Source organism: Ferdinandcohnia salidurans (assembly GCF_042680725.1).
Classification (GTDB): domain Bacteria; phylum Bacillota; class Bacilli; order Bacillales; family Bacillaceae_L; genus Ferdinandcohnia; species Ferdinandcohnia salidurans.
Genome location: NZ_JBHUEK010000018.1, coordinates 14,254 through 34,958, shown reverse-complemented (window position 1 = coordinate 34,958; position 20,705 = coordinate 14,254). Strand labels below are relative to the sequence as shown.

Sequence of the window (20,705 nt, the reverse complement as noted above, 5' to 3'; positions counted from 1 at the left end):
GTTTAGAATACAATGCAAGCGTTTTATAGTCGATAGTTTCAACATGATTAAAAACGTGTTTCACAGATTGAAACACGTTTCACTCTTCCCTATTCTTTTTCGCGCCTAAATTCTCAACATACTGCTTAAGGATAAACTCAAACAGCAGAAGCAATTTAGGAAAGAAACGATTTGGTAGCATATTTCGGTCATCTAGCTTATTGTAATCCATAATTTTAAAGTTTAAATCAGACAGCTTCGCAATGCGATTATCCGTTTCCTTTGTAAATGAAGCTGTAAACACATGATGCTCTTTTGCCGCATGCAGTTTATCAATCACAGTCTGTGTTTCTCCTGATTTTGAGATAACGACTAATGCCCCGATATCCTCCAGATTATTTTCAAAGATACCAACGGAGTCCGTTGCACTGGCAAATATCGTTTTCCGACCTAATACTAATAGTTTTTTATGAAAGTACTCTGCAGCAATGGCTGAAAAGCCAGTTGCATAAATAAATATATATTTTTGATCTAGATTTAACACTTTGCTAATAAACGTTTCAATCTCTTCCATCGAATTAAGGGTTAAAAAATCCGTTTGGCTTACCTGCAAAAAGTCCTCTATATCACCACTTTGCGGTACTTCAACTTTCCTAATCATTGGCAGGAGTTGATAATACATATCCACAAAACCGGTATAGCCTAACTTTTTGGATAAGCGAATAACTGTCGCGGGGGAAGTGAAATTTTCTTTAGCAATTTCACGCACTCCTTTTTGCAAAACCGTATCAATATTCGTAATGATATATCGAATAATTTGTACATCTAATTCTGTTAAATTTCTCCCTTGAATAATTTTGCTAATATCAATCAAATCTAATCACTCTCATTCTTATGTATGCCACTTTTTATCATCTACTATTATACCTCAACTCTAGCCGTTCAAACGAATAGCAGGAAGATGTCTTGGTTATGTAGTACCTGGAAAAAGAAAAAAACTGCAGGTTAGCAAACACCTACAGTTTTTCTTATTTTATCTACTCTTAACTATTCTTTTCTCAGCACTAGTGCCTATCGTAAGACTAGACCTGTAATAAATTGCAGCCACGCATAGGTTCCTACCTTAACTGTTTCAGAAACGGCCGAATCCTTACTTGGATCTAGGCAGACATAATCAATATGTCTAACAGCAGGATGCTTGCCGATTTCTAGCAAACTATCAAATAGTTCAATTGCTGATAACCCGCCTGGTGTTGATGCCGGGACTCCAGGGGCAACCGAAATATCCAATACATCCATATCAACTGTTACGTAAATACGATCAACCTTTGCTGATAATTGCTCTAATGCACGTTGAACCGTGTTGATTAGCCCTTGTTTTCGAGCTTGCTTTAAGGTTACCATCTGAATCTTGTGATCATTTGCGTAATCTATTAATGGTTTTGCATTGTAGTATCCATGCAGTCCAATATTAATCACGTTTTCCCCGTTCACGACCTGGCCATCAATTAATTGGCGGATTGGTGTTCCGTTTGCTGGCCCGAGTTCTTTTGGATCCCTTACATCAAGATGTGTATCAAGCTGTAAAATTCCAATCGTCTCACTAGGGAAAGCATCCTTAATACCTCGTACAGCACAAGCCGTTGTTGAATGATCACCGCCAATCATACATGTTGGCGTGTTTGGATAGTGTGCGGCAAGATAGGCTGTTGTCTTTTGTATTCGTTGATGTGACAAAAGAATATCCGTCGTATGCATTGCCACATCGCCTGCATCCGCTACTTGAAAGGAACATAAATCTACATTTTCGTCCAAATTATATGTGGCAAATCCTTTCCACATCCTCCGAAATTCAGTTGGATATAAAGAAGCTCCAGAAACACTAATCGAAGACCTCGAGATTGGTGCTCCGTACAGGATGAGATCAGGTGTACGTTCTAGCACATTCAATGGTTTAACCCATTGATGGACATAGGTTGGTTCCTCTATTGCCGTCTGATTCCATGACCATTCAGGTACCTGAAGAAAATGTTCACTCATCTTAGTTCACGACCTTTACACCTTTTTTCCATACCGCTTTTACATGGTTAACGCCAAATAAATATTGTAATTCTTGATAATTTTTCACATTCCATAAAACGATATCTGCTTGTTTACCGACCTCAAGTGACCCAACTTGGTCTTGTCGGTTAATGGCATGGGCTGCATTATAGGTTGCCGCCGTTAATGCTTCTGCAGGCGTTAAACGCATTAAAATACAAGCTAAATTCATAACAAGTGGCATCGAGGTTGTTGGAGAAGATCCTGGATTACAATCCGTTGAAATCGCCACAGCCACACCCTCGTCGATCATTTTTCTACCAGCAGCTGCTACTTCACGCAAATACAGGGCTGTTGCTGGAAGTAAACAAGCGATTGTACCGGACTTTGCCATCGCTTTAATTCCTTCATCTGATGCTTTCAATAAATGCTCTGCTGAAATGGCTCCTACTTTCGCAGCTAATTCCGCTCCTCCATAAGGTACAATTTCATCGGCATGGATTTTTGGGATTAATCCCAAGCGTTTTCCAGCTTCTAATATCCGCTCCGACTGCTCTGGTGTATAAACCCCTTTTTCACAAAATACATCATTAAATTCTGCCAATTTTTCCTTAGCTACTACTGGCAGCATGTCATGGATTAAATGATCAATAAACTCATCTTCACGACCTTTATACTCTGGCGGTACTGCATGTGCCCCCATAAAAGTTGGAACAAGATCAATCGGATGTTGATTTTGAAGCTTTTTCATCACTCGCAACTGCTTTAACTCGGTTTCCAAATCCATACCATACCCGCTTTTTCCTTCCACAGTCGTTACACCATGAGCCAAAAATGAATCAAGGCGACGTGTTGTTTGTTCAATTAGCGCATCCTCTGTAGCTTCTCTAGTCATACGGGTGGTCGCATGAATTCCTCCACCTGCGTTCATAATGTCCATATATGTTGCACCCTCGAGGCGCATTTCAAATTCACGCTCGCGGCTTCCCCCGTACACAACATGTGTATGCGGATCCACCAGTCCTGGAGTAACTAGATGACTCGTGGCATCAACAATTTCTGCCTCGTGGAGCTTATCCGCATATCGGGCTTCAAGCTCTTTTGTTGTTCCTACTGCCTGGATCACGCCATCTTCAATCCACAAACTGCCGTCTTCAATTAGCCCCAGCTCAGACATTGCTTCTTTTGAGCGCGGACCTTTTACATCAGAAGCGAGCGTTGCTAATTGAGCAGCATGTTTAATCCAGATTGGCTTTGTCATTCTTGATCAGCCCCTTTATCAAGCATTGGCATCTTGATTCCTTTTTCACGCGCTGTTTTCTTGGCAAGCTCGTATCCAGCATCAGCATGACGTACAACACCCATTCCTGGATCTGTTGTTAATACTCGCTCAATGCGTGCTTCTGCATCTTTCGTACCATCCGCAACAATTACTACCCCTGCATGTAAGGAGTAGCCCATTCCTACACCGCCACCGTGATGAACAGATACCCAAGTTGCGCCTCCAACAGCGTTTACCATCGCATTTAAAATCGGCCAATCTGCCACAACATCAGATCCATCTTTCATTGCTTCTGTTTCTCGATTTGGTGATGCAACTGAACCTGAATCCAAATGGTCACGACCAATGACAATTGGTGCTTTTAGTTCTCCGCTGGCCACCATATCATTCAAGATTTTACCGAAACGAGCACGCTCTCCATAGCCCAACCAGCAAATTCGAGATGGAAGACCTTGGAATTGGATTTTATCCCTTGCCATCCGAATCCAATTACATAAATGCTTATTGTCACTAAATTCACGTAAAATGGCTTCGTCTGTTTTATAGATATCCTCCGGGTCTCCAGATAGTGCCACCCATCGGAAAGGCCCTTTTCCTTCACAAAATTGTGGGCGAATATAAGCCGGAACGAAGCCGGGGAAGTCAAATGCATTTTCCACGCCTTCATCTTTGGCAACCTGACGAATATTATTACCATAGTCAAATGTAATTGCACCCTTTTCCATCATTTCAAGCATCGCTTCAACATGCTTTGCCATTGACGCTTTTGAAAGGTTTACATACTCTTTAGGGTTGGACTCTCTTAATTTTGATGCTTCTTCAAGTGACATCCCTGAAGGTACATACCCGTTAAGTGGATCATGTGCTGATGTTTGGTCTGTTAAGGCATCAGGGATAAAGTTTCGTGCAATCATCTCAGGAAGAAGATCAGATGCGTTACCTAACAATCCAATCGATAATGCCTTCCCTTCTCTTTTCGCTTCTTCTGCCAACTGGATTGCTTCATCCAATGTGTACGCTTTCACATCTGTATAACGTGTTTCAATCCGGCGATCAATTCTAGTCTCATCCACTTCAATCGCGATACATACGCCACCATTCATCGTTACGGCAAGTGGCTGTGCACCACCCATTCCTCCAAGGCCAGCTGTCACAGTTATCGTACTTCTTAATGTACCGTTAAAGTGCTGCTTCGCTAACTCCGCAAACGTTTCATACGTACCTTGGACAATTCCTTGAGAACCAATATAAATCCAGCTGCCTGCCGTCATTTGCCCATACATCATTAAGCCTTTTTTATCGAGTTCATGGAAGGTTTCCCAATTTGCAAAAGCTGGAACAATATTCGAATTCGCAATCAAAACACGTGGAGCATCTTTATGTGTTTTAAAAACAACCACCGGCTTTCCTGATTGCACAAGCAATGTTTCGTCACTTTCTAGTTCTTTCAGTGAGTCGACAATCGCGTCAAATGATTCCCAGTTCCGTGCCGCTTTCCCAATCCCCCCATATACAACAAGATCTTCTGGTCTTTCGGCTACATCTGCATCTAAATTATTCATTAACATCCGAAGCACTGCCTCTTGCTGCCAACCTTTCGTATTTAATTGTGTCCCTACATAACGGATAATTTTGTTGTGGTTTGTTGTACTTTTCATTTTATTCCCTCCAAGTTGTGTTACTTATATTTTATTAATAAAAAGAACGCCTAGAATCCGATCATTTAACTTCGAGCCTCTGTTAATTAGTAGAGTTTTTTGTTGCCTTTTGGTTAAAATTAAAAATTCCAGTCTTTAACCAGTGATCCATTGCTTCGATATCCTTAGAAAATACGCGGTCTGCAGAAATATACGGCACGACTTTTCTACCATTTTCTAAAAATGAGCTTGTTGCTGTTGCCATTTTTTCTTTTCCGCGAATTTCAGCTGCCTGCATGCTACAAATGGCCTCAATTGCTAAGACACGACGCGTATTTGTGATAACTTGATATGCATGTCTTGATCCAATGGTCCCCATGCTCACGTGATCCTCCTGGTTTGCGGATGAGGGAATCGAATCTACACTCGCTGGATGCGCTAATGTTTTGTTTTCGGATACAAGTGATGCTGCGACATATTGCATGATCATCGCTCCTGATTGTAAGCCTGGTTCAGGACTTAAAAATGGTGGTAGGTCGTTCAGTTGAGGATTAACTAAACGCTCAATACGACGCTCTGAAATATTGGCGAGTTCCGCCACTGCAATCGCTAAGAAGTCCATGGCAAAAGCGATCGGTTGGCCGTGGAAGTTCCCCCCTGATAAGACCTTCTCACCATTATCAAAAATTAACGGATTATCAGTAGCAGCATTCATTTCAATTTCCAATTTTTCTTTTACATAGTTTAATGTTTGCCATGTCGCTCCGTGCACTTGAGGGATACAACGGATTGAGTATGCATCCTGAACGCGGATTTCTCCTTGTCTTGTTGTTAAGGAGCTATCAGAAAGATGTGCACGAATACGTTCAGCTACTTCAATTTGCTCTCGATAGCCACGTGCAAGCTGAATATCTTCATCAAATGCATCAATAATTCCACGTAATGCTTCGATTGTTACAGAGGCAATCAATTCTGTTTGATAAGCTAATTTTTCCGCTTCCAAGTATGCAACTGCCCCCATCGCTGTCATTGCCTGTGTTCCATTGATAAGCGCTAATCCTTCTTTTGCTGTTAATGTTATCGGGAAAATAGATTCCTTCGTTAACGCATGAATCGCAGATGTTTTCTCTCCTTTATAAAAGACCTCACCCTCCCCGATTAAAACAAGAGCCAAATGTGAGAGTGGCGCTAAGTCCCCACTTGCACCGAGTGATCCTTGTTGTGGAATAACCGGATGGATGCCAGCATTTAGTAAGTCAAGCAATCTATCAATCACGACCGGACGTACACCTGAAAATCCCTTCAACAATGCATTTGCTCGAAGAAGTAGCATCGCACGTGATACAACCTCTGGAAAGGGTTCACCAATTCCGCAAGCATGAGAACGAATTAAATTTAATTGCAGTGCCTCTACATCTTCTTTATCGATAAACACATCACTAAATTTTCCAAATCCTGTTGTAATGCCATAAATAATTCGTTCTTCAGCCACAATTTTTTCAACTGCTTTTCGACTTTCTTGGACCTTTCTCATGCTCTCTTGTGAATAATTAACTTTTTCCCCCTCGTATAAAACCCTTTGTACCTCTTGAAATGTTAGTGTTTGACCAGTTAAGGTAACCATCTGCTTGTCTCCCTTCAAATTCGCTTTAGTACGGTAAAGAGCCAATAAAAAAGGGAGCTACATGATGAAAGTCACGAAAAAAATGACTTCATCATATAGCCCCCTATTAACTAAAATACTATGGGCGTATTATATGTGATTAATTCCATTCAAAAATACAACAATTCTTTCCCTTGCCTAGATATCTTTTAAACTCTAAAGTCTAATAACTAATTTTAGTATATGTGCTTTTATTTCCAGCGTCAACCATCACTTTCAAAGTTTGGTAAAAGTTTTATAAGAATTAGAAGTTCTTATTTTGCTGCTGTTTATCAATGAGAAAAGTGATTGGCACGAATAGTAAAAAGGCAAGTAAAAGTAAGCTTCCGCCCACGATAAAGAACACCATGACAAAGGTCTCATTAAGATTAAAAGGGTTTATATTGTACATCCACATTCCTACAGTCAACCCCAGAGCACCTAACATTCCCAGGATACTGTGAATAGGTACAAGTTTTTTGTATTTAATACTATATACCTTATAAAAAATTCCCCAAGCAAACACCGATAACCAGCCTACTAATAGAATATGAGCATGAATAGGTCTCAACGAATAATCCATATTTCCAGACATATGAGAGCCTAGAAAAGTACCAATTATACCGAATATAGCTGAAAATCGAATGAGCCGTATACTCCAAGTTTGTTCCATTATTTATTCCTCCAATTCCCCAATCATGTTAGGAAGTATAATTGTGAAGGTTGTTCCCTCAGCAACCTTACTGTCAACCTTGATTTCTCCTCCATGCAGGTCAATTATTTGTTTAACGATCGATAAACCAAGTCCTGTTCCGTCCCTTTTTCTAGATGAATCCACCCGATAAAAACGTTCAAAAATTTGAGTGACGGCTTCCTTCGACATACCGATTCCTGTATCTTTCACAATGACCTTAATGAAAAACTCGCTTCTAGATAAGCTAATCCAAATATTTCCTCCATGTGTATTATACTTTATCGCATTTGTTAGTAAGTTGTCCCACACGTTGCTCATAAGTTCTGCATCAACTTTTGTCCGAATAAATGGCAGTTTATAGGAGACTTCTATTTCCTTTTCCTGTAGTCGCCACTGATACCTGCGGATGGTTTGTTTAATTTGTTCATCCAATTGGACCTCTGAAATCTTCATCGGATATGCTTGTTGATCAAGAGATGTTAACAGCAATAGCTGCTTTGTTAGATTTGAAAGCCGCTTTGATTCATGATCAATAACCTGTAAGTATTCTTTAGCATCTCGTTCATTTACATTTTGAGACAGTAAAAGCTCCGCATATCCCTGAATATTCATAAGTGGAGACTGAAAGTCATGTGACACATTATTGATAAAGGATTTACGCGCTTCATCATTATGCTGTAACTGCGTCTGCATCGTGTTAAAGCTTTCTACTAATTGTCCAATTTCATCATTACGATCAATCGTTAGTGGATAATGAAAATTCTCCCGTGTAATCTCTTTGGTCGCTTCCGTTAACTTAGTAATCGGCTGGATCAGATGCTTTGCAAACAGGATTACCCCACTAATACTAACAACCGTTACTGCTACAAAAAACCACGCTAAAATCATATGAATATCCGAAAAGAGTAGTTTATTATTTGGACGGATAAATAAGCCGTATTGTTCCCCATTCATTGTGAATGGGACACCTACCGTATTCTCTACAGCATTTGAGAAATGTCCCATCATTAAAAACTTATGGGAAAATGCATTCATACCATGGTAAATTTCCTTCTCTGAAAGAACCTTCTCGGCTTCTTGTGGAAGAGCTGTCTTTGTAAATGGCTTACCAAAATAAGCTTCTTTACCGGATTCGTTTACCACATATATCTGATACCCCAGGTTTCCAATCGATTCCAAGAATGGTTCAAAGGATGAGCTATCCGAATGCATACTCTCAAGAGTTAATGTAATTCTTTGTGCAATCTCCACATTCTGCTGATCAATCTTCTGTTTTGTTGATGTCATGTAAATAAAATTTGCGATGATTATTCCGACAATGACACTTATCATTAAAATCAATAGCGTAGCTACAATGAATTTCCGATATAAAGTCTTCATTTTATTTCCTCTAGCTTATAGCCAATTCCGCGAACGGTTTGAATTTCCACCGATGCATCGTATTTTTTTAAACGCTCACGGATACGATTTATATGAGTATTTAGCGTTTGTTCTCCACCTTCATAATCAACACCCCATACTTGTTCCACCAGAACAGCTCTAGGCGTAACCTTATTGACACGTGAAGCTAATAAGCTTAACACTTCAAATTCCTTTAATGGTGGAAGGACTGTCTCATGATTAATATTTAATTCAAAATTTTTTCGATCAATCATGAGATTTCCTACTTTTATTACCGTTTCCATGGCGCGTTCGACACGCCGTAACACAACGGCAACACGGAATAGGAGTTCCTTCACCTCAAAAGGCTTAACAATATAATCCTCAGATCCAGATAAGAAGCCTTGTTCCTTATCATCGATTTGACCTTTGGCAGTAAGCAGTATAACGGGGATATCATAGTCGTTCGACAAAATCTTGGTCAATTCAAATCCATCCATTTTGGGCATCATCACATCGACAATCGCTAAATCAACTGTTTTTTCTTCCAACAAGTCTAATGCTTCTTCGGCATGATTAGCTCTATATACTTGGTAGCCTTCTCGGCTCAAGTGAATCGATACTAGCTGTTGAATATAGACATCATCATCTACAACAAGGATCTTCATAATGTGAAACCTCCTAAAAAGCAAAATACGAAGGAAGCCCTTTGTATTTTATTTTACTGTCTATTATGCGATGCTTGCTTGTCTTTTTCAAATAGCAGTATCAAAGCTGGCAATAGCATTCCGCGTACTAGGAAAGTATCTATTAAGATTCCAATCGCGACCATGAATCCAAATACGAATAAATCGGCAATTGGCATCGTTGTTAGAGCTGCAAAAGTTGCAGCTAGAATAATACCAGCAGATGAAATGACTCCACCCGTATTACGGATCGCAACTTCAAGTGCATCTTTAACTCGATGAGTCTTCCTCTCTTCTATAAATCGTGAGGCAAGGATGATGTTATAATCGATACCTAGTGCCACAAGGAAGATAAAAGCATATACCGGAACTCGGGTACTTAATGCATCATAGCCAAACAAGATATCGACAAGGAAGATACCAAGACCCAAAGCAGATACATAGGAAAGTAAAATGGTTGCCATCATATAAATTGGCATTTTCATTGAACGAGTTAGGGCAAATAAAAGGATCAGTATGAGTAATGTTTCAAGTATCACAATTGTAAAGATATCTCTCGTATTTACATCAAGTTCATCTACTAGCTTTGCAGTCACTCCGCTATAATATGCTTCACCTGATATAGAAAGGTCCTTCAATAGATTTGGTGTATCTTCACGTAAATCTTTCATAATCGTCATAGATTCTGTAGAATATGGATTCGTTGCTAACACAACACTCAACTTTAATGCCTTAGAATCTTCAGATTGAGCAGTTAATCGAACAGACGCAATATCATCATATTCTTGTAGTTTTTCTGTAAAAGTGGTCACTTTCTCTGGGTCTATTGCTTCATCACTTTCAATTAATAATGTTGTAGGTGCTAGCTCCCCTTTATCATATCTTGTCTCTACAACCTCATAACCTACTCGAGAAGGTAAATCCTCAGGGAACTTTTTGACAGTATCAAACTCAAAATCAAGATTAAATATATTTAATGCGGTGATAAGTAGGAAAACACCAACAAGGCCTCCAGATAATCCTGGTTTATTCACCACAAACTTAGCAATTGGCCCCCAAATTCCGTGTTTTATTTCTTTTTCTTGGCCATGCTTTGGAACTTTCGGCCAAAACGCTTTCCGACCAAAGAGTGTAAATAAAGCTGGAACCAATGTGATCGATGCTAACATAATAAAGAACATTGCAAGCCCAAAAATGGGAGCAAAGTTTTGATAGTCACGGAAATTGGCAAAGAATAAGATTAGCATTGCTGCTAACACCGTTCCTCCAGCAAAAAATACAGGTTCCCCAGTTGCTCGCATTGCTAGTTTCATAGCTTCATATTTACTTTCTACTTTGTTTAGTTCCTCACGGTAACGAGAGAATACAAATAGTGAATAGTCAATCACTGCAGCAAAAAGCAAAATGCTCATAATTGAGGTTGTGGAGTTATTAATTTCTAACCCGCCCGCTCCTAGTAATGCAACACTTTGATTCACGACCTGATAAACAATCCCTGTTGCTAATAAAGGTATGAATGCAAGTAATGGTGATCGGTAAATGGCAATAAGTAATACTAGAATAATTCCTATCGTTGCAAGTAATAACACTACGTCCGCTTGCTCAAATAACTTGAGTGTGTCCCCAGCTATTCCTGCGGGACCAGTGATATAAAAGGACATACTTTCAAACTGATCCGCAATCTTATTTCCTATCTCGGAAGCCTTGTCATTAATTTCGGCAAATTCACTATTTCCAAGACCTTGTTCTAATTCCATCGGCACAATCATGGTTGTACCATCTTCAGAAATAAAGCCTGCTAACGCTTGAGGTGGAAGTGCGCTAATATCAAGGATGGTCTCAATTCCTTTAATATCTTCTGCTTCAATTCCATTTAGTATTTGTGTAACCTCATCGGTACGAATGTCTCCATTTTCATTATGGAATACAAGGATTCCTGGTGTCCCTTGCTCATTTGGAAATAGCTCTTCTGTCTTTTTCTCAGCTATTATCGATTGTGCTTCATCAGGAAGCGATTGAAAATTACTTACTTTATAATCGCTAAGCTTTGGTCCCGCACTTAATCCGACCATTAAGACTAGCCAAGCAATAATCGTAATCCACATCCCACGTTTACTTGAAACCCAATCTGTAATTGAATGTAACAGTTTTCTCAAAATGTAAAACCTCCTTTAATTCCTTTCGATTACGATCTTACTAAGCGAATATAAATTTAATATCAACTTTTGTTTACATTTGTCGAGAAACTGGGTGATGCCGGCGCGGGGGTGTTGAAGCTGGGGTAGCTTCGGACATGGGATTGCAAATCTGGGCGGGGGTGTCTCAAGCTTAGGTAACTTCAGACAGTCGGTTGAAGGGGATTCAGCCACTTTTCATCGGCTCTTTTCCTCTTCATACGCTCGATGAAGAGGATTCAGCAACTTTTCATCAGCCCTTTTCCTCTTCATACGCTCGATGAAGGGGATTCAGCCACTTTTCATTAGCCCTTTTCCTCTTCATACGCTCGATGAAGAGGATTCAGCAACTTTTCATCAGCCCTTTTCCTCTTCATACGCTCGATGAAGGGGATTCAGCCACTTTTCATCGACTCTTTTCCTCTTCATACGCTCGATGAAGTGAAGGCAATGCCGGCGCGGTGGTGTTGAAGCTGGGGTAGCTTCGGACATGGGTAGGCGCAATCAGCGTAGGGGTGTCCGAAGTTGAATTAGCTCGGACTATGTTAAGGGTTCGAAATTACCAAATATAAAATACAACGATTCCAAAAGATTTTTAAGACAAAATTTCACAACAAAGAAAAACCGCCCTTAAACTTATATAGTTTTTGAAGGCAGTTTTCTTTTGATTTCTCTATTAAATTAATAGGCTAATAATAAATCAGGTTCGTGAACCAATTTTTTAAATTCATTTACAGCCTTCTGAGCTGTAGCCCCATCAATTAAGCGGTGATCATAGCTTAGAGACAAGGTCATAACAGGCCTAATTTCAATTGCATCATCGATGACAACTACTTTTTTCTCAATACGACCAAATCCTAGAATACAGGATTGTGGTGCATTAATAATAGGGGTAAACCAAGCTCCTCGCTCAGAACCTATATTTGAAATTGTGCAAGTTCCACTAGACATTTCATCTGCTTTAATTGAGCCATCCCTTGCCTTTTTAGAAAGTTCTTGTATCTCTTTGGCAATATCAAAAAGTGACTTTTGATCAGCATTTTTAATAACGGGAACCACTAATCCACGTTCTGTGTCGACCGCAATTCCCATATTATATTGCTTATGAAGAATAATTTGGTCTTTTTGATCATCCAGCGAAGCGTTTAACATTGGATACTTTTTAAGAACTTTTGTTAAGGCTTTAACAATATAAGCAAGGTATGTGAGTTTAACGTCTTCCTCACTAAAATATGCTTTCGTCTTTTGTCTATGGTCAACTAAAAGAGAGACCTCTGCTTCATCGAAATGTGTAACATGTGGAATCGTTGTTTTGGAATGAACCATTGCATTTGAGATTACTTTGCGAATACCTGTAAATGGAATAATTTCATTATCTGTTAATGGAGATTTCGATACTTCTACATTTGCTTGGAGTGCGCGATCCACATCAATTTTTGTTACTCTTCCATTTGGATTCAATGCTTCAATTTCTTCTAAATTAATATTATGTTCCCGTGCATATTTACGGACAGAAGGTGCAGCAATAACGGTTCGCATTTTCTTCTCAGCTTGTTCCACGGGTTGGTTAACCACTTTTTCAGGAGTTGCCTCTTTTACAACTGGCTGATTTAATGCACCTGCTGCTTCTCGAATATCTTCTAAAGTAAGTTTTCCGTCAGGGCGAGTTGGCGTTACCTTTTGCCAGTCCACGCCAAGTTGGGTAGCAAGTCGTTTCACTCTCGGTGTTGCTTTGACCTCAACCACTGGTTTTACTTCTTGAGGTTTTTCTAATTCTTCAACAGTTATAGCAGTCTCTAATTCTGCATCCGATTCAGCCGAAGTATTTGTATCAAGGACAACGAGGACTTCATCAACTTTCACTGTATCTCCTCTTAGTTTTTTAATTTCCTTAATATAACTCGACTCAGGTGCTTCTATTTCAGATATAGCCTTGGCAGTTTGAACTTCTACTAATGTCTGCCCCTTTTCGATATAGTCTCCTTCTGAAACATGCCAGAAGGTGATTAAGCTTTCATCGTTGTCTTCAGATTGACGAGGTAGTTTTACTTCGATTGCCATGATGTGATCTCCTTTCCGTCAGTTTTTATTCATTAACTAGTTCCCTAGCAGCTTTATAGATTTTTTCTGCATTTGGCAAAACATATTGTTCTAATGGACGACTGTATGGGATTGGAACATCAGGGATTGCCATTCTTTTCACTGGTGCATCCAAGTCATAGAGGCCATGTTCTGCAGCTAAAGCAGCAATTTCAGCAGTTAATCCGTAAGATAGATAATCCTCATCAACAACCATTAAACGATGTGTCTTTTTAATAGAGTTTAAGATTGTTTCCTTATCTAGTGGAACGAGTGAGCGAATATCAATAACTTCTGCACTAATTCCGTCTTCTTCTAGCCTTTTCGCTGCTTCAAGTGCTTGGACAGTTGTCATTTGGATGCCTACAATTGTTACATCAGATCCTTCACGAACCACTTTTGCTTTATCAAGTGGAACTGTATATGCTTCTTCTGGAACATGTCCCAAGGAAGCATCGATTTGATCCATCCAGCCTAAACCTTGAAGTGTTTTATGGAACATAAAAACAACTGGGTTCTCATCACGAATCGCTGAGATCATCATACCTTTTAAATCATAAGGTGTAGTTGGAGCTACAACTTTCATTCCTGGCATATGGGCAAATGTTGCATATAAAGTTTGAGAGTGTTGGGCTGCATCATTGTAACCACCGCCAACACCGGTCATAAGAACCATTGGAAGTTTTACATTACCACCCGACATGTAAGGGATTTTTGCCATTTGGTTGTAAATTTGATCCATACAAACACCAAAGAAGTCAACAAACATTAATTCTACGATTGGACGCATTCCTTGTGATGCTGCTCCTACCGCCGCTCCGATAAAAGCCGTTTCAGATATAGGAGTGTCCATTATTCTTTCCGGGCCGAATTTATCATACAAACCTTCTGTTGAGCCAAAGATCCCCCCATATTTGCCGACATCTTCACCCAAAACAAAAATTTCTTGATCTTTTTCCATTTCCAAACGAATCGCCTCAGAAAGCGCTTTATTTCCGGTTAATAAGCGTTTTTTTGTTTGTAACATCATAGTCACCTCTCCTGTTATTTTTCTTTAAATATATAAATCTTCTAACGCTGCTTCTGGTTGAGGATATGCACTTTCTCTAGCAAACTGATAAGCTTCGTCAACTACCTCTGTTGCCTTCTTTTCAAGTGCAATTACATCCTCTTCCGTTATGTTATATTCAGAAACGAGTAGGTTACGTAATTTTACAATTGGGTCTTTTGCTTTTAGTTCTGGTACTTCTTTTTTCTCACGATACAATTCTGGGTCGCCTTGGAAGTGTCCGAGGAAACGATAGGTTTCTATTTCAATGATCGAAGGACCTTCACCATTACGAGCACGTTCGACAGCGTCTTTTGATGCTTCATACATCGCAATTGGATCATTGTCTTTTACATAATAGCCTTTAGCACCATATGCTGACGCACGAAGATCATTTGACGCAATGGAGGTTGAATCTTCTTTCGCTACAGAAATACCGTAATTATTATTTTCAACTACAACGATTAATGGGAGATTCCAAAGTGCAGCTAAATTCAAAGATTCATGGAATGCGCCTTGGTTTGCTGCGCCTTCACCTATGAATGCAACCGCTACGTCATTTGTTTTTCTCTTCTTCGAAACTAATGCAGCACCAAGTGCATGAGGAATATTAGCTCCTACTATACCTCCACATGAAAAGTTAACCTCTGGATCAAAGATGTGCATATGGCCACCTTTTCCTTTACTTAAACCTGTTACTTTACCAAACATTTCTGCAGTCATCTTTTTCAAATGAACACCTTTTGCAATGGCATGGTGATGTGGGCGGTGTGGAGATGATACCGTGTCTTCTTTTCTTAAATGTGCACATATACCCACAGCAGCTGGCTCTTGACCATTGGATAAATGCATTTCGCCAGGTACAGGACCTAGTCCAATATTAAAAACAGGATTTTTTCCTTCAGCATAAGCATCCATCATTGTTTCTTCGTAATAACGAATCTTGTACATTGTTTCATACATCCATTTAAGTTGATCAATAGAAATAGTCAATTTTATTTCCTCCTTTGCTTACTCTAATGAATAGTTACATTAATCAATAATGCAAAAAGCGTGCCAACTTTTTAAATCCACTGGAATTATTTTCTTGACCTTGTTTAAGAGGGCCTTCACGTATAGGTAAATATTTAATTCTCCATAAAAAAAGAGAACTGTCCCAATTTGAGACACTTCTCTACTATGTAAGCGCTACACTTCACTACAGAATGCTACACCAATTATTGGATATTGAATTTTTTCATTTGCCGATATAGTGTACTTCTTGCGATTCCTAAATATTTTGCTGCATGTAGAATGTTGCCTTTAGATCTTTCCAAAGCGTGGATAATGGCTTGCTTTTTTAATTGATTACGATCTAGGACAATCGTATTTTCATTTTTATGCTGCTCTTTCTTTTCAAAGATTTCACTCGGTAAATCTTGAGAAGTTAGATGATCTTTTAAACTTTTGTTCATTGTTCTCTCTAAAATATTTTGTAATTCTCGGATATTGCCGGGCCAACTATACTGCATTAATGCATGAATAAATCCTGGTTCAATAATAGGCATTGAGCGGTTAAGGTTATGACTAAACTGACGGATGAAAAATTCTACTAAAAGGGGGATATCCGCTAATCTGTTTCGAAGTGGAGGCAGTTCTATAGGCATCACATTTAAACGGAAAAATAAGTCTTCCCTAAAACTACCTTTTTCTACTTCTTTACGCAGATTACGATTGGTTGCTGCTATTATTCGTACATCTACAGAAATAACGTTTTGCCCGCCAATTCGTACTACTTCCCTGTCTTGTAGAACACGTAATAAAAGCACTTGCATCTCCAATGACATTTCCCCTATTTCATCTAAAAATAGAGTCCCTCCATCAGCCAGTTCAAATTTCCCTTGCCTGCCCCCTTTTTTCGCTCCTGTAAAGGCACCTTCCTCATACCCGAAGAGTTCACTACCTAATAAATCACGTGGTATACCCCCACAGTTAATCGAGATAAAAGGCTTGTTTTTCCGGTCACTTGCATTGTGAATAGCTTGTGCAATCATATCCTTACCTGTCCCACTTTCTCCTAAAATAAGGACAGTAGAACTTGTATTGGCCGCTAGTTTTGCTTCTTGGACTTTATTTACAAATGTATGAGATTCACCAATAATTTCGCTAAACGAGATTTTAGCTCGATGGTCTGTTAAATGGTTAACAAGGTGACGAACCTTCTTCATCTCCTTTAATGTAATCATCGAACCGAGCCAACTGTTTTCTTGGTAAATCGGTATTTTACTAACGATACAGTGGATACTTGGTTGCAAGTCTTGACGTTTTATATGTATTTCTTTATCCAAAAAACGCTCTTTATTTGTGGATGTTAATAGTTGGTTAATGAAAATAGTACTTAACTTTTTATTTTCCTGCTGACTCTTATTAAGATCAAATAGCCTTGTAAACTGCTCGTTTGAAATGATAATTTTTCCTTGAGTATCTGTAATTACTATAGCGTCATCGATATTATTTGTAGCTGCTTCAAGAAATTTTTGCATCATTAAAATCTTTTGCATGTTTTCATTTAATTTTAGTTGATATTCGATGGCTTTAACCGTTGACACAACCATCCCTAAGGTATGCGAATGGACTTTGTCCCTTGGGCCAGATATATTCAGAACACCTATAATCTTTCCATTACTATCATGAATCGGCGCTGCTGAACATGTCCAAGATTGACAAATCTTTGCAAAATGTTCCTCTGCAACGATTTGAAGTGGAGAATCGACTACAATCGACGTACCGATAGCATTGGTACCCATTTCTGCCTCGCTCCAATCAGCTCCTTCAATGAAACCCATCCTCTTTGCATGATTCAATGGATCTGTATCGCCAATTACCTTTAATAGTTGCCCTTGTTCATTACAAATAATGACCATAAATCCGGAGCCCTCAACAATCGAATAAAGACCTTCCGTTAATGGTGTTGCAATGTTAATTAACTCCTTATATTTTTCATAATCAAATGGTTTTATTTTTCCATAAGTACGAAAAGGATCGATCCCCATCCTTTTTGAACGAAGCCATGAAAGCTTAACAATTGGATTGATGTTTGGTTTTATATAATCCTCAAAAATGAACTGTTCCCAATTTTCCTTATAGTCCTTTAAACTTTTCATGCGACCCTCCAAAAAAATTTTTATTTATTCTAAGATGGATGATTGCGGTTTCAATATACTACTCTATTGTATCATCAAAATCTTTTAAAAATAGTGAAAAAAGAGCGAACCTTATGGCTCGCTCCATCAAAAATTGGATAATTTGTAACGATGAATCACCCACCAATTCTTAGTTTTCCATTCATTCTTTTTAATGACCCCAGAATACTCATAGCGGCTAAATAGCTCGTCTTTGGGTTTTCCGGAAATGGATGATTGGTGATAGAAAATGTTGCTTCACCAAACTCACCTGATATGTCCACTTGATGTATGTTCTTTTCAATATGTGGATCAGCGACAAGGCATACTCTCGTCTTCTCAATCCCCACCCCAGCTAGAGACAGGACAATGGAGATGTTCATGTTTTTCGGAAATTGCTTAATTGCATCAATCGCTTTCCCTTCAAAAACAACCTTTGCTTCATGGATGTCTTCATCAATGAGCGAGCTGGCAGGTTTCCGAGTTGTCAACGATACGCTATAAACCTTACCTAGGGCGTTTGCATTTTGCAGTAAATCCAAACCGCCAATCGCACCAGACGGTAAATGAACGGTATACTTATACTCTTTTACAAGATTACTAATTTCATTCAGCAGTGCTTCATCTGCAAATGCACCAACACTAATTACCACTACATCCTTTTTCTTAATAACCGTTGGCAACAAAGTCTTCACTGCATGTATATTTGCTGCCTCCACTACAATATCGATTTCTGAATTAAGAAATGAGTTGAGGTCAGTAAACAATTTCACACCGAATTTTGACTCCAACAATCGATATTTTTCTGTATTCCGTACCAAAATGCTTTTAATTTGTAGTTCTTCAAGTTGATTTTGATTGATCTCTTTCAATAAAAAAGTAGCAACTGCTCCCGCCCCAATTACACCGATATTCATTGTTGGCCTCCTTATGTCTTTAATAGATACCAGGAAAGACTATTAACTTCTCACTCTATCATAGGCAGTTAATGGATCATTTTCCAAGATAACGCCTTTCCATTGGATTGCCCTCAATGAAAATATCTTTGGTTTGACAAAAGATACAGCTACATAGCTCCTTATAAACAAAGTAAAGCTTGTAAAGAACCAATTTCTTTACAAGCTTTTTCGATTTCATTACATATCATTCTCTAACGCAAAGTTATCAAGCAGTGCACGCACTTCATCAGTTGACTTTGCACTCATCAATTGGTTTCTTAACTCGCTCGCCCCTCGAAATCCCTTAACATAAATCTTAAAAAAGCGACGAAGCTGTCCCAAAGAACGTGCTTGTAAATAAGAATACTCGTCGAACAGATCGAGATGCAATCTTAGAAGATCAAGAAATTCCTTACTGCTATGCTCTTTCGGTTCTTTTTCAAAGGCAAACGGGTTTTTAAAAATACCGCGTCCAATCATTATCCCATCAATACCGTATTGAGTAGCAAGCTTCATGCCAGTTTCATGGTCAGGAATATCCCCATTAATCGTTAAAAGTGTATCTGGTGCCACCTCGTCACGGAGTTTCTTGATTTCCGGAATCAACTCCCAATGCGCATCGACTTTGCTCATTTCCTCTCTTGTACGCAAATGAATGGATAAATTAACAATGTCTTGTTTCAAAATGTGTGTTAGCCAGTCGCGCCATTCATCTACTTCCATGAAACCAAGCCTTGTTTTCACGCTAACAGGCAGTCCTCCTGCTTTTGCTGCTTGAATGATTTCAGCTGCAACTTCCGGACGACGGATGAGACCGCATCCCTTTCCATCCTCAATCACATTGTCTACCGGACAGCCCATATTGATATCAATACCCCGGAATCCTTGTTCAGCCATACCGATACTCATTTTTCGAAAGTGTTCAGGCTTATCTCCCCAAATATGAGCCACAATGGGTTGTTCATCTTCTGTAAACGTCAAACGCCCGCGCACACTTTGCTGCCCCTCAGGGTGACAGTAACTATCCGTGTTCGTAAACTCTGTAAAAAACACATCAGGTCTGCCTGCTTTACTCACTACATGGCGGAAAACAACATCCGTCACATCTTCCATGGGTGCAAGTATAAAAAACGGTCGTGGTAGTTCACGCCAGAAATTATCTTTCATAATCAAACTCAAATCCTCTCTATACCGACACGAGTACAAACTCTCATCCGAAAGTTAAACCCAGAAATGTTCATGCTTCTTTTATGGCTATACCATGCATGAATCCTTTTTATCAAACTATAATAACTTTAAAAATTATAAACTTTACTATATCAAATTTAAAGCGTAAAGAAAATCGGGTAAAAAAAGGGAGGTTTTGATAAAGGGGAGGTACGTGTTTGCGGATACTGAAAGGTTAATTACATGAATAAATTAAGGATATGAATGCATAGAATGACTGGTTAATAGCCATTAAATATGCGTTCATATCCATCCCATCCTTCAATTACTAACGAGAAATGTGGTAGCTCCTATCATAGTTCTATTATTCACCAGTTTCAGCAAATCGTTGAATTCTTTCACCAATTTGGTCACGTACCTGTTGGAACACTGCCCATTTTTCTTCTTCCGTTCCTTGAGCTTTCGCAGGATCATCGAATCCCCAATGGTCACGTTTCACATGTGGTGGTGTCATTGGACACTTATCAGCAGCATCTCCACATAAAGTTACGACAAAATCTGCATTGTTTAGGATTTCAGGGTCAATAATATCTGAAGTTTGATTGGAAATATCAACGCCAACTTCATTCATCGCTTTTACGGCATTAGGATTTAAGCCATGTGCTTCAATACCGGCACTTAGTACGTTCCACTCTTCTCCTAAATACTTTTTCCCCCACCCTTCAGCCATTTGGCTTCTGCAAGAGTTACCTGTACATAAAAAGTAAATTGTTTTTTTTGACATAATCGAAATCTCCT

At 39.1% G+C, this 20,705-nt stretch carries 16 protein-coding genes; all 16 read right to left on the bottom strand.

From position 1 onward, the window contains the following. Positions 1–79: 79 nt before the first annotated feature. Positions 80–853: a MurR/RpiR family transcriptional regulator gene (locus tag ACFSFW_RS11350; RefSeq protein ID WP_388038261.1), complete on the bottom strand. Its 774-nt coding sequence runs from the start codon at positions 851–853 to the stop codon at positions 80–82. A 197-nt stretch (positions 854–1,050) separates the two neighbouring features. Then, on the bottom strand, positions 1,051–2,019 hold the full coding sequence (locus ACFSFW_RS11345) for an agmatinase family protein (RefSeq protein ID WP_388038259.1): 969 nt from the start codon (positions 2,017–2,019) through the stop codon (positions 1,051–1,053). Between the two features lies 1 nt (position 2,020). Beyond that, positions 2,021–3,280, bottom strand: a complete 1,260-nt coding sequence (gene hutI / locus ACFSFW_RS11340; RefSeq protein ID WP_388038256.1) for an imidazolonepropionase — start codon at positions 3,278–3,280, stop codon at positions 2,021–2,023. Further along, a complete protein-coding gene (hutU, locus tag ACFSFW_RS11335) occupies positions 3,277–4,959 on the bottom strand; it encodes a urocanate hydratase (RefSeq protein WP_388038253.1) in 1,683 nt (560 codons plus the stop codon). The genes hutI and hutU overlap by 4 nt, the downstream gene beginning before the upstream one ends. 82 nt (positions 4,960–5,041) lie before the next feature. Next, the gene (gene hutH, locus ACFSFW_RS11330) at positions 5,042–6,562 is read right to left on the bottom strand and encodes a histidine ammonia-lyase (protein WP_388038250.1); all 1,521 of its coding nucleotides are present in this window, start codon (positions 6,560–6,562) and stop codon (positions 5,042–5,044) included. 283 nt (positions 6,563–6,845) lie between these two features. Further along, entirely contained in the window at positions 6,846–7,253 is a 408-nt protein-coding gene (locus tag ACFSFW_RS11325; RefSeq protein WP_388038247.1) for a hypothetical protein, read from the bottom strand. Between the two features lie 3 nt (positions 7,254–7,256). Further along, a complete protein-coding gene (locus ACFSFW_RS11320; RefSeq protein WP_388038244.1) occupies positions 7,257–8,654 on the bottom strand; it encodes a HAMP domain-containing sensor histidine kinase in 1,398 nt (465 codons plus the stop codon). Continuing rightward, entirely contained in the window at positions 8,651–9,322 is a 672-nt protein-coding gene (locus ACFSFW_RS11315) for a response regulator transcription factor (RefSeq protein WP_304215025.1), read from the bottom strand. The genes ACFSFW_RS11320 and ACFSFW_RS11315 overlap by 4 nt, the downstream gene beginning before the upstream one ends. Positions 9,323–9,375: 53 nt before the next feature. Continuing rightward, positions 9,376–11,496, bottom strand: coding sequence for an MMPL family transporter (locus ACFSFW_RS11310; RefSeq protein WP_388038241.1), 2,121 nt, complete (start codon positions 11,494–11,496; stop codon positions 9,376–9,378). Positions 11,497–12,195: 699 nt separating this feature from the next. Then, entirely contained in the window at positions 12,196–13,575 is a 1,380-nt protein-coding gene (locus tag ACFSFW_RS11305; protein ID WP_388038238.1) for a dihydrolipoamide acetyltransferase family protein, read from the bottom strand. Between the two features lie 25 nt (positions 13,576–13,600). Then, on the bottom strand, positions 13,601–14,620 hold the full coding sequence (locus ACFSFW_RS11300; protein WP_388038872.1) for an alpha-ketoacid dehydrogenase subunit beta: 1,020 nt from the start codon (positions 14,618–14,620) through the stop codon (positions 13,601–13,603). 27 nt (positions 14,621–14,647) lie between these two features. After that, positions 14,648–15,634: a thiamine pyrophosphate-dependent dehydrogenase E1 component subunit alpha gene (locus ACFSFW_RS11295; protein WP_388038235.1), complete on the bottom strand. Its 987-nt coding sequence runs from the start codon at positions 15,632–15,634 to the stop codon at positions 14,648–14,650. A 224-nt stretch (positions 15,635–15,858) separates the two neighbouring features. Further along, complete coding sequence (locus ACFSFW_RS11290) at positions 15,859–17,784, bottom strand: sigma-54-dependent Fis family transcriptional regulator (RefSeq protein ID WP_388038233.1); 1,926 nt, start codon at positions 17,782–17,784, stop codon at positions 15,859–15,861. 155 nt (positions 17,785–17,939) lie between these two features. Next, complete coding sequence (gene nadX, locus ACFSFW_RS11285) at positions 17,940–18,719, bottom strand: aspartate dehydrogenase (RefSeq protein ID WP_388038230.1); 780 nt, start codon at positions 18,717–18,719, stop codon at positions 17,940–17,942. Between the two features lie 219 nt (positions 18,720–18,938). Beyond that, positions 18,939–19,907, bottom strand: a complete 969-nt coding sequence (locus tag ACFSFW_RS11280) for a tRNA dihydrouridine synthase (RefSeq protein ID WP_388038869.1) — start codon at positions 19,905–19,907, stop codon at positions 18,939–18,941. A 364-nt stretch (positions 19,908–20,271) separates the two neighbouring features. Continuing rightward, complete coding sequence (gene arsC, locus ACFSFW_RS11275) at positions 20,272–20,691, bottom strand: arsenate reductase (thioredoxin) (protein WP_388038227.1); 420 nt, start codon at positions 20,689–20,691, stop codon at positions 20,272–20,274. Positions 20,692–20,705 lie beyond the last annotated feature (14 nt).

What these genes read in the sequence shown, in the direction of transcription:
- ACFSFW_RS11290 (WP_388038233.1), bottom strand. Translation starts at nt 17,784, where the DNA reads ATGAAAAGTTTAAAGGACTATAAGGAAAATTGGGAACAGTTCATTTTT.
- ACFSFW_RS11305 (WP_388038238.1), bottom strand. Translation starts at nt 13,575, where the DNA reads ATGGCAATCGAAGTAAAACTACCTCGTCAATCTGAAGACAACGATGAA.
- ACFSFW_RS11325 (WP_388038247.1), bottom strand. Translation starts at nt 7,253, where the DNA reads ATGGAACAAACTTGGAGTATACGGCTCATTCGATTTTCAGCTATATTC.
- hutU (WP_388038253.1), bottom strand. Translation starts at nt 4,959, where the DNA reads ATGAAAAGTACAACAAACCACAACAAAATTATCCGTTATGTAGGGACA.
- ACFSFW_RS11345 (WP_388038259.1), bottom strand. Translation starts at nt 2,019, where the DNA reads ATGAGTGAACATTTTCTTCAGGTACCTGAATGGTCATGGAATCAGACG.
- hutI (WP_388038256.1), bottom strand. Translation starts at nt 3,280, where the DNA reads ATGACAAAGCCAATCTGGATTAAACATGCTGCTCAATTAGCAACGCTC.
- ACFSFW_RS11315 (WP_304215025.1), bottom strand. Translation starts at nt 9,322, where the DNA reads ATGAAGATCCTTGTTGTAGATGATGATGTCTATATTCAACAGCTAGTA.
- ACFSFW_RS11280 (WP_388038869.1), bottom strand. Translation starts at nt 19,907, where the DNA reads ATGAAAGATAATTTCTGGCGTGAACTACCACGACCGTTTTTTATACTT.
- nadX (WP_388038230.1), bottom strand. Translation starts at nt 18,719, where the DNA reads ATGAATATCGGTGTAATTGGGGCGGGAGCAGTTGCTACTTTTTTATTG.
- ACFSFW_RS11320 (WP_388038244.1), bottom strand. Translation starts at nt 8,654, where the DNA reads ATGAAGACTTTATATCGGAAATTCATTGTAGCTACGCTATTGATTTTA.
- hutH (WP_388038250.1), bottom strand. Translation starts at nt 6,562, where the DNA reads ATGGTTACCTTAACTGGTCAAACACTAACATTTCAAGAGGTACAAAGG.
- arsC (WP_388038227.1), bottom strand. Translation starts at nt 20,691, where the DNA reads ATGTCAAAAAAAACAATTTACTTTTTATGTACAGGTAACTCTTGCAGA.
- ACFSFW_RS11300 (WP_388038872.1), bottom strand. Translation starts at nt 14,620, where the DNA reads ATGTTACAAACAAAAAAACGCTTATTAACCGGAAATAAAGCGCTTTCT.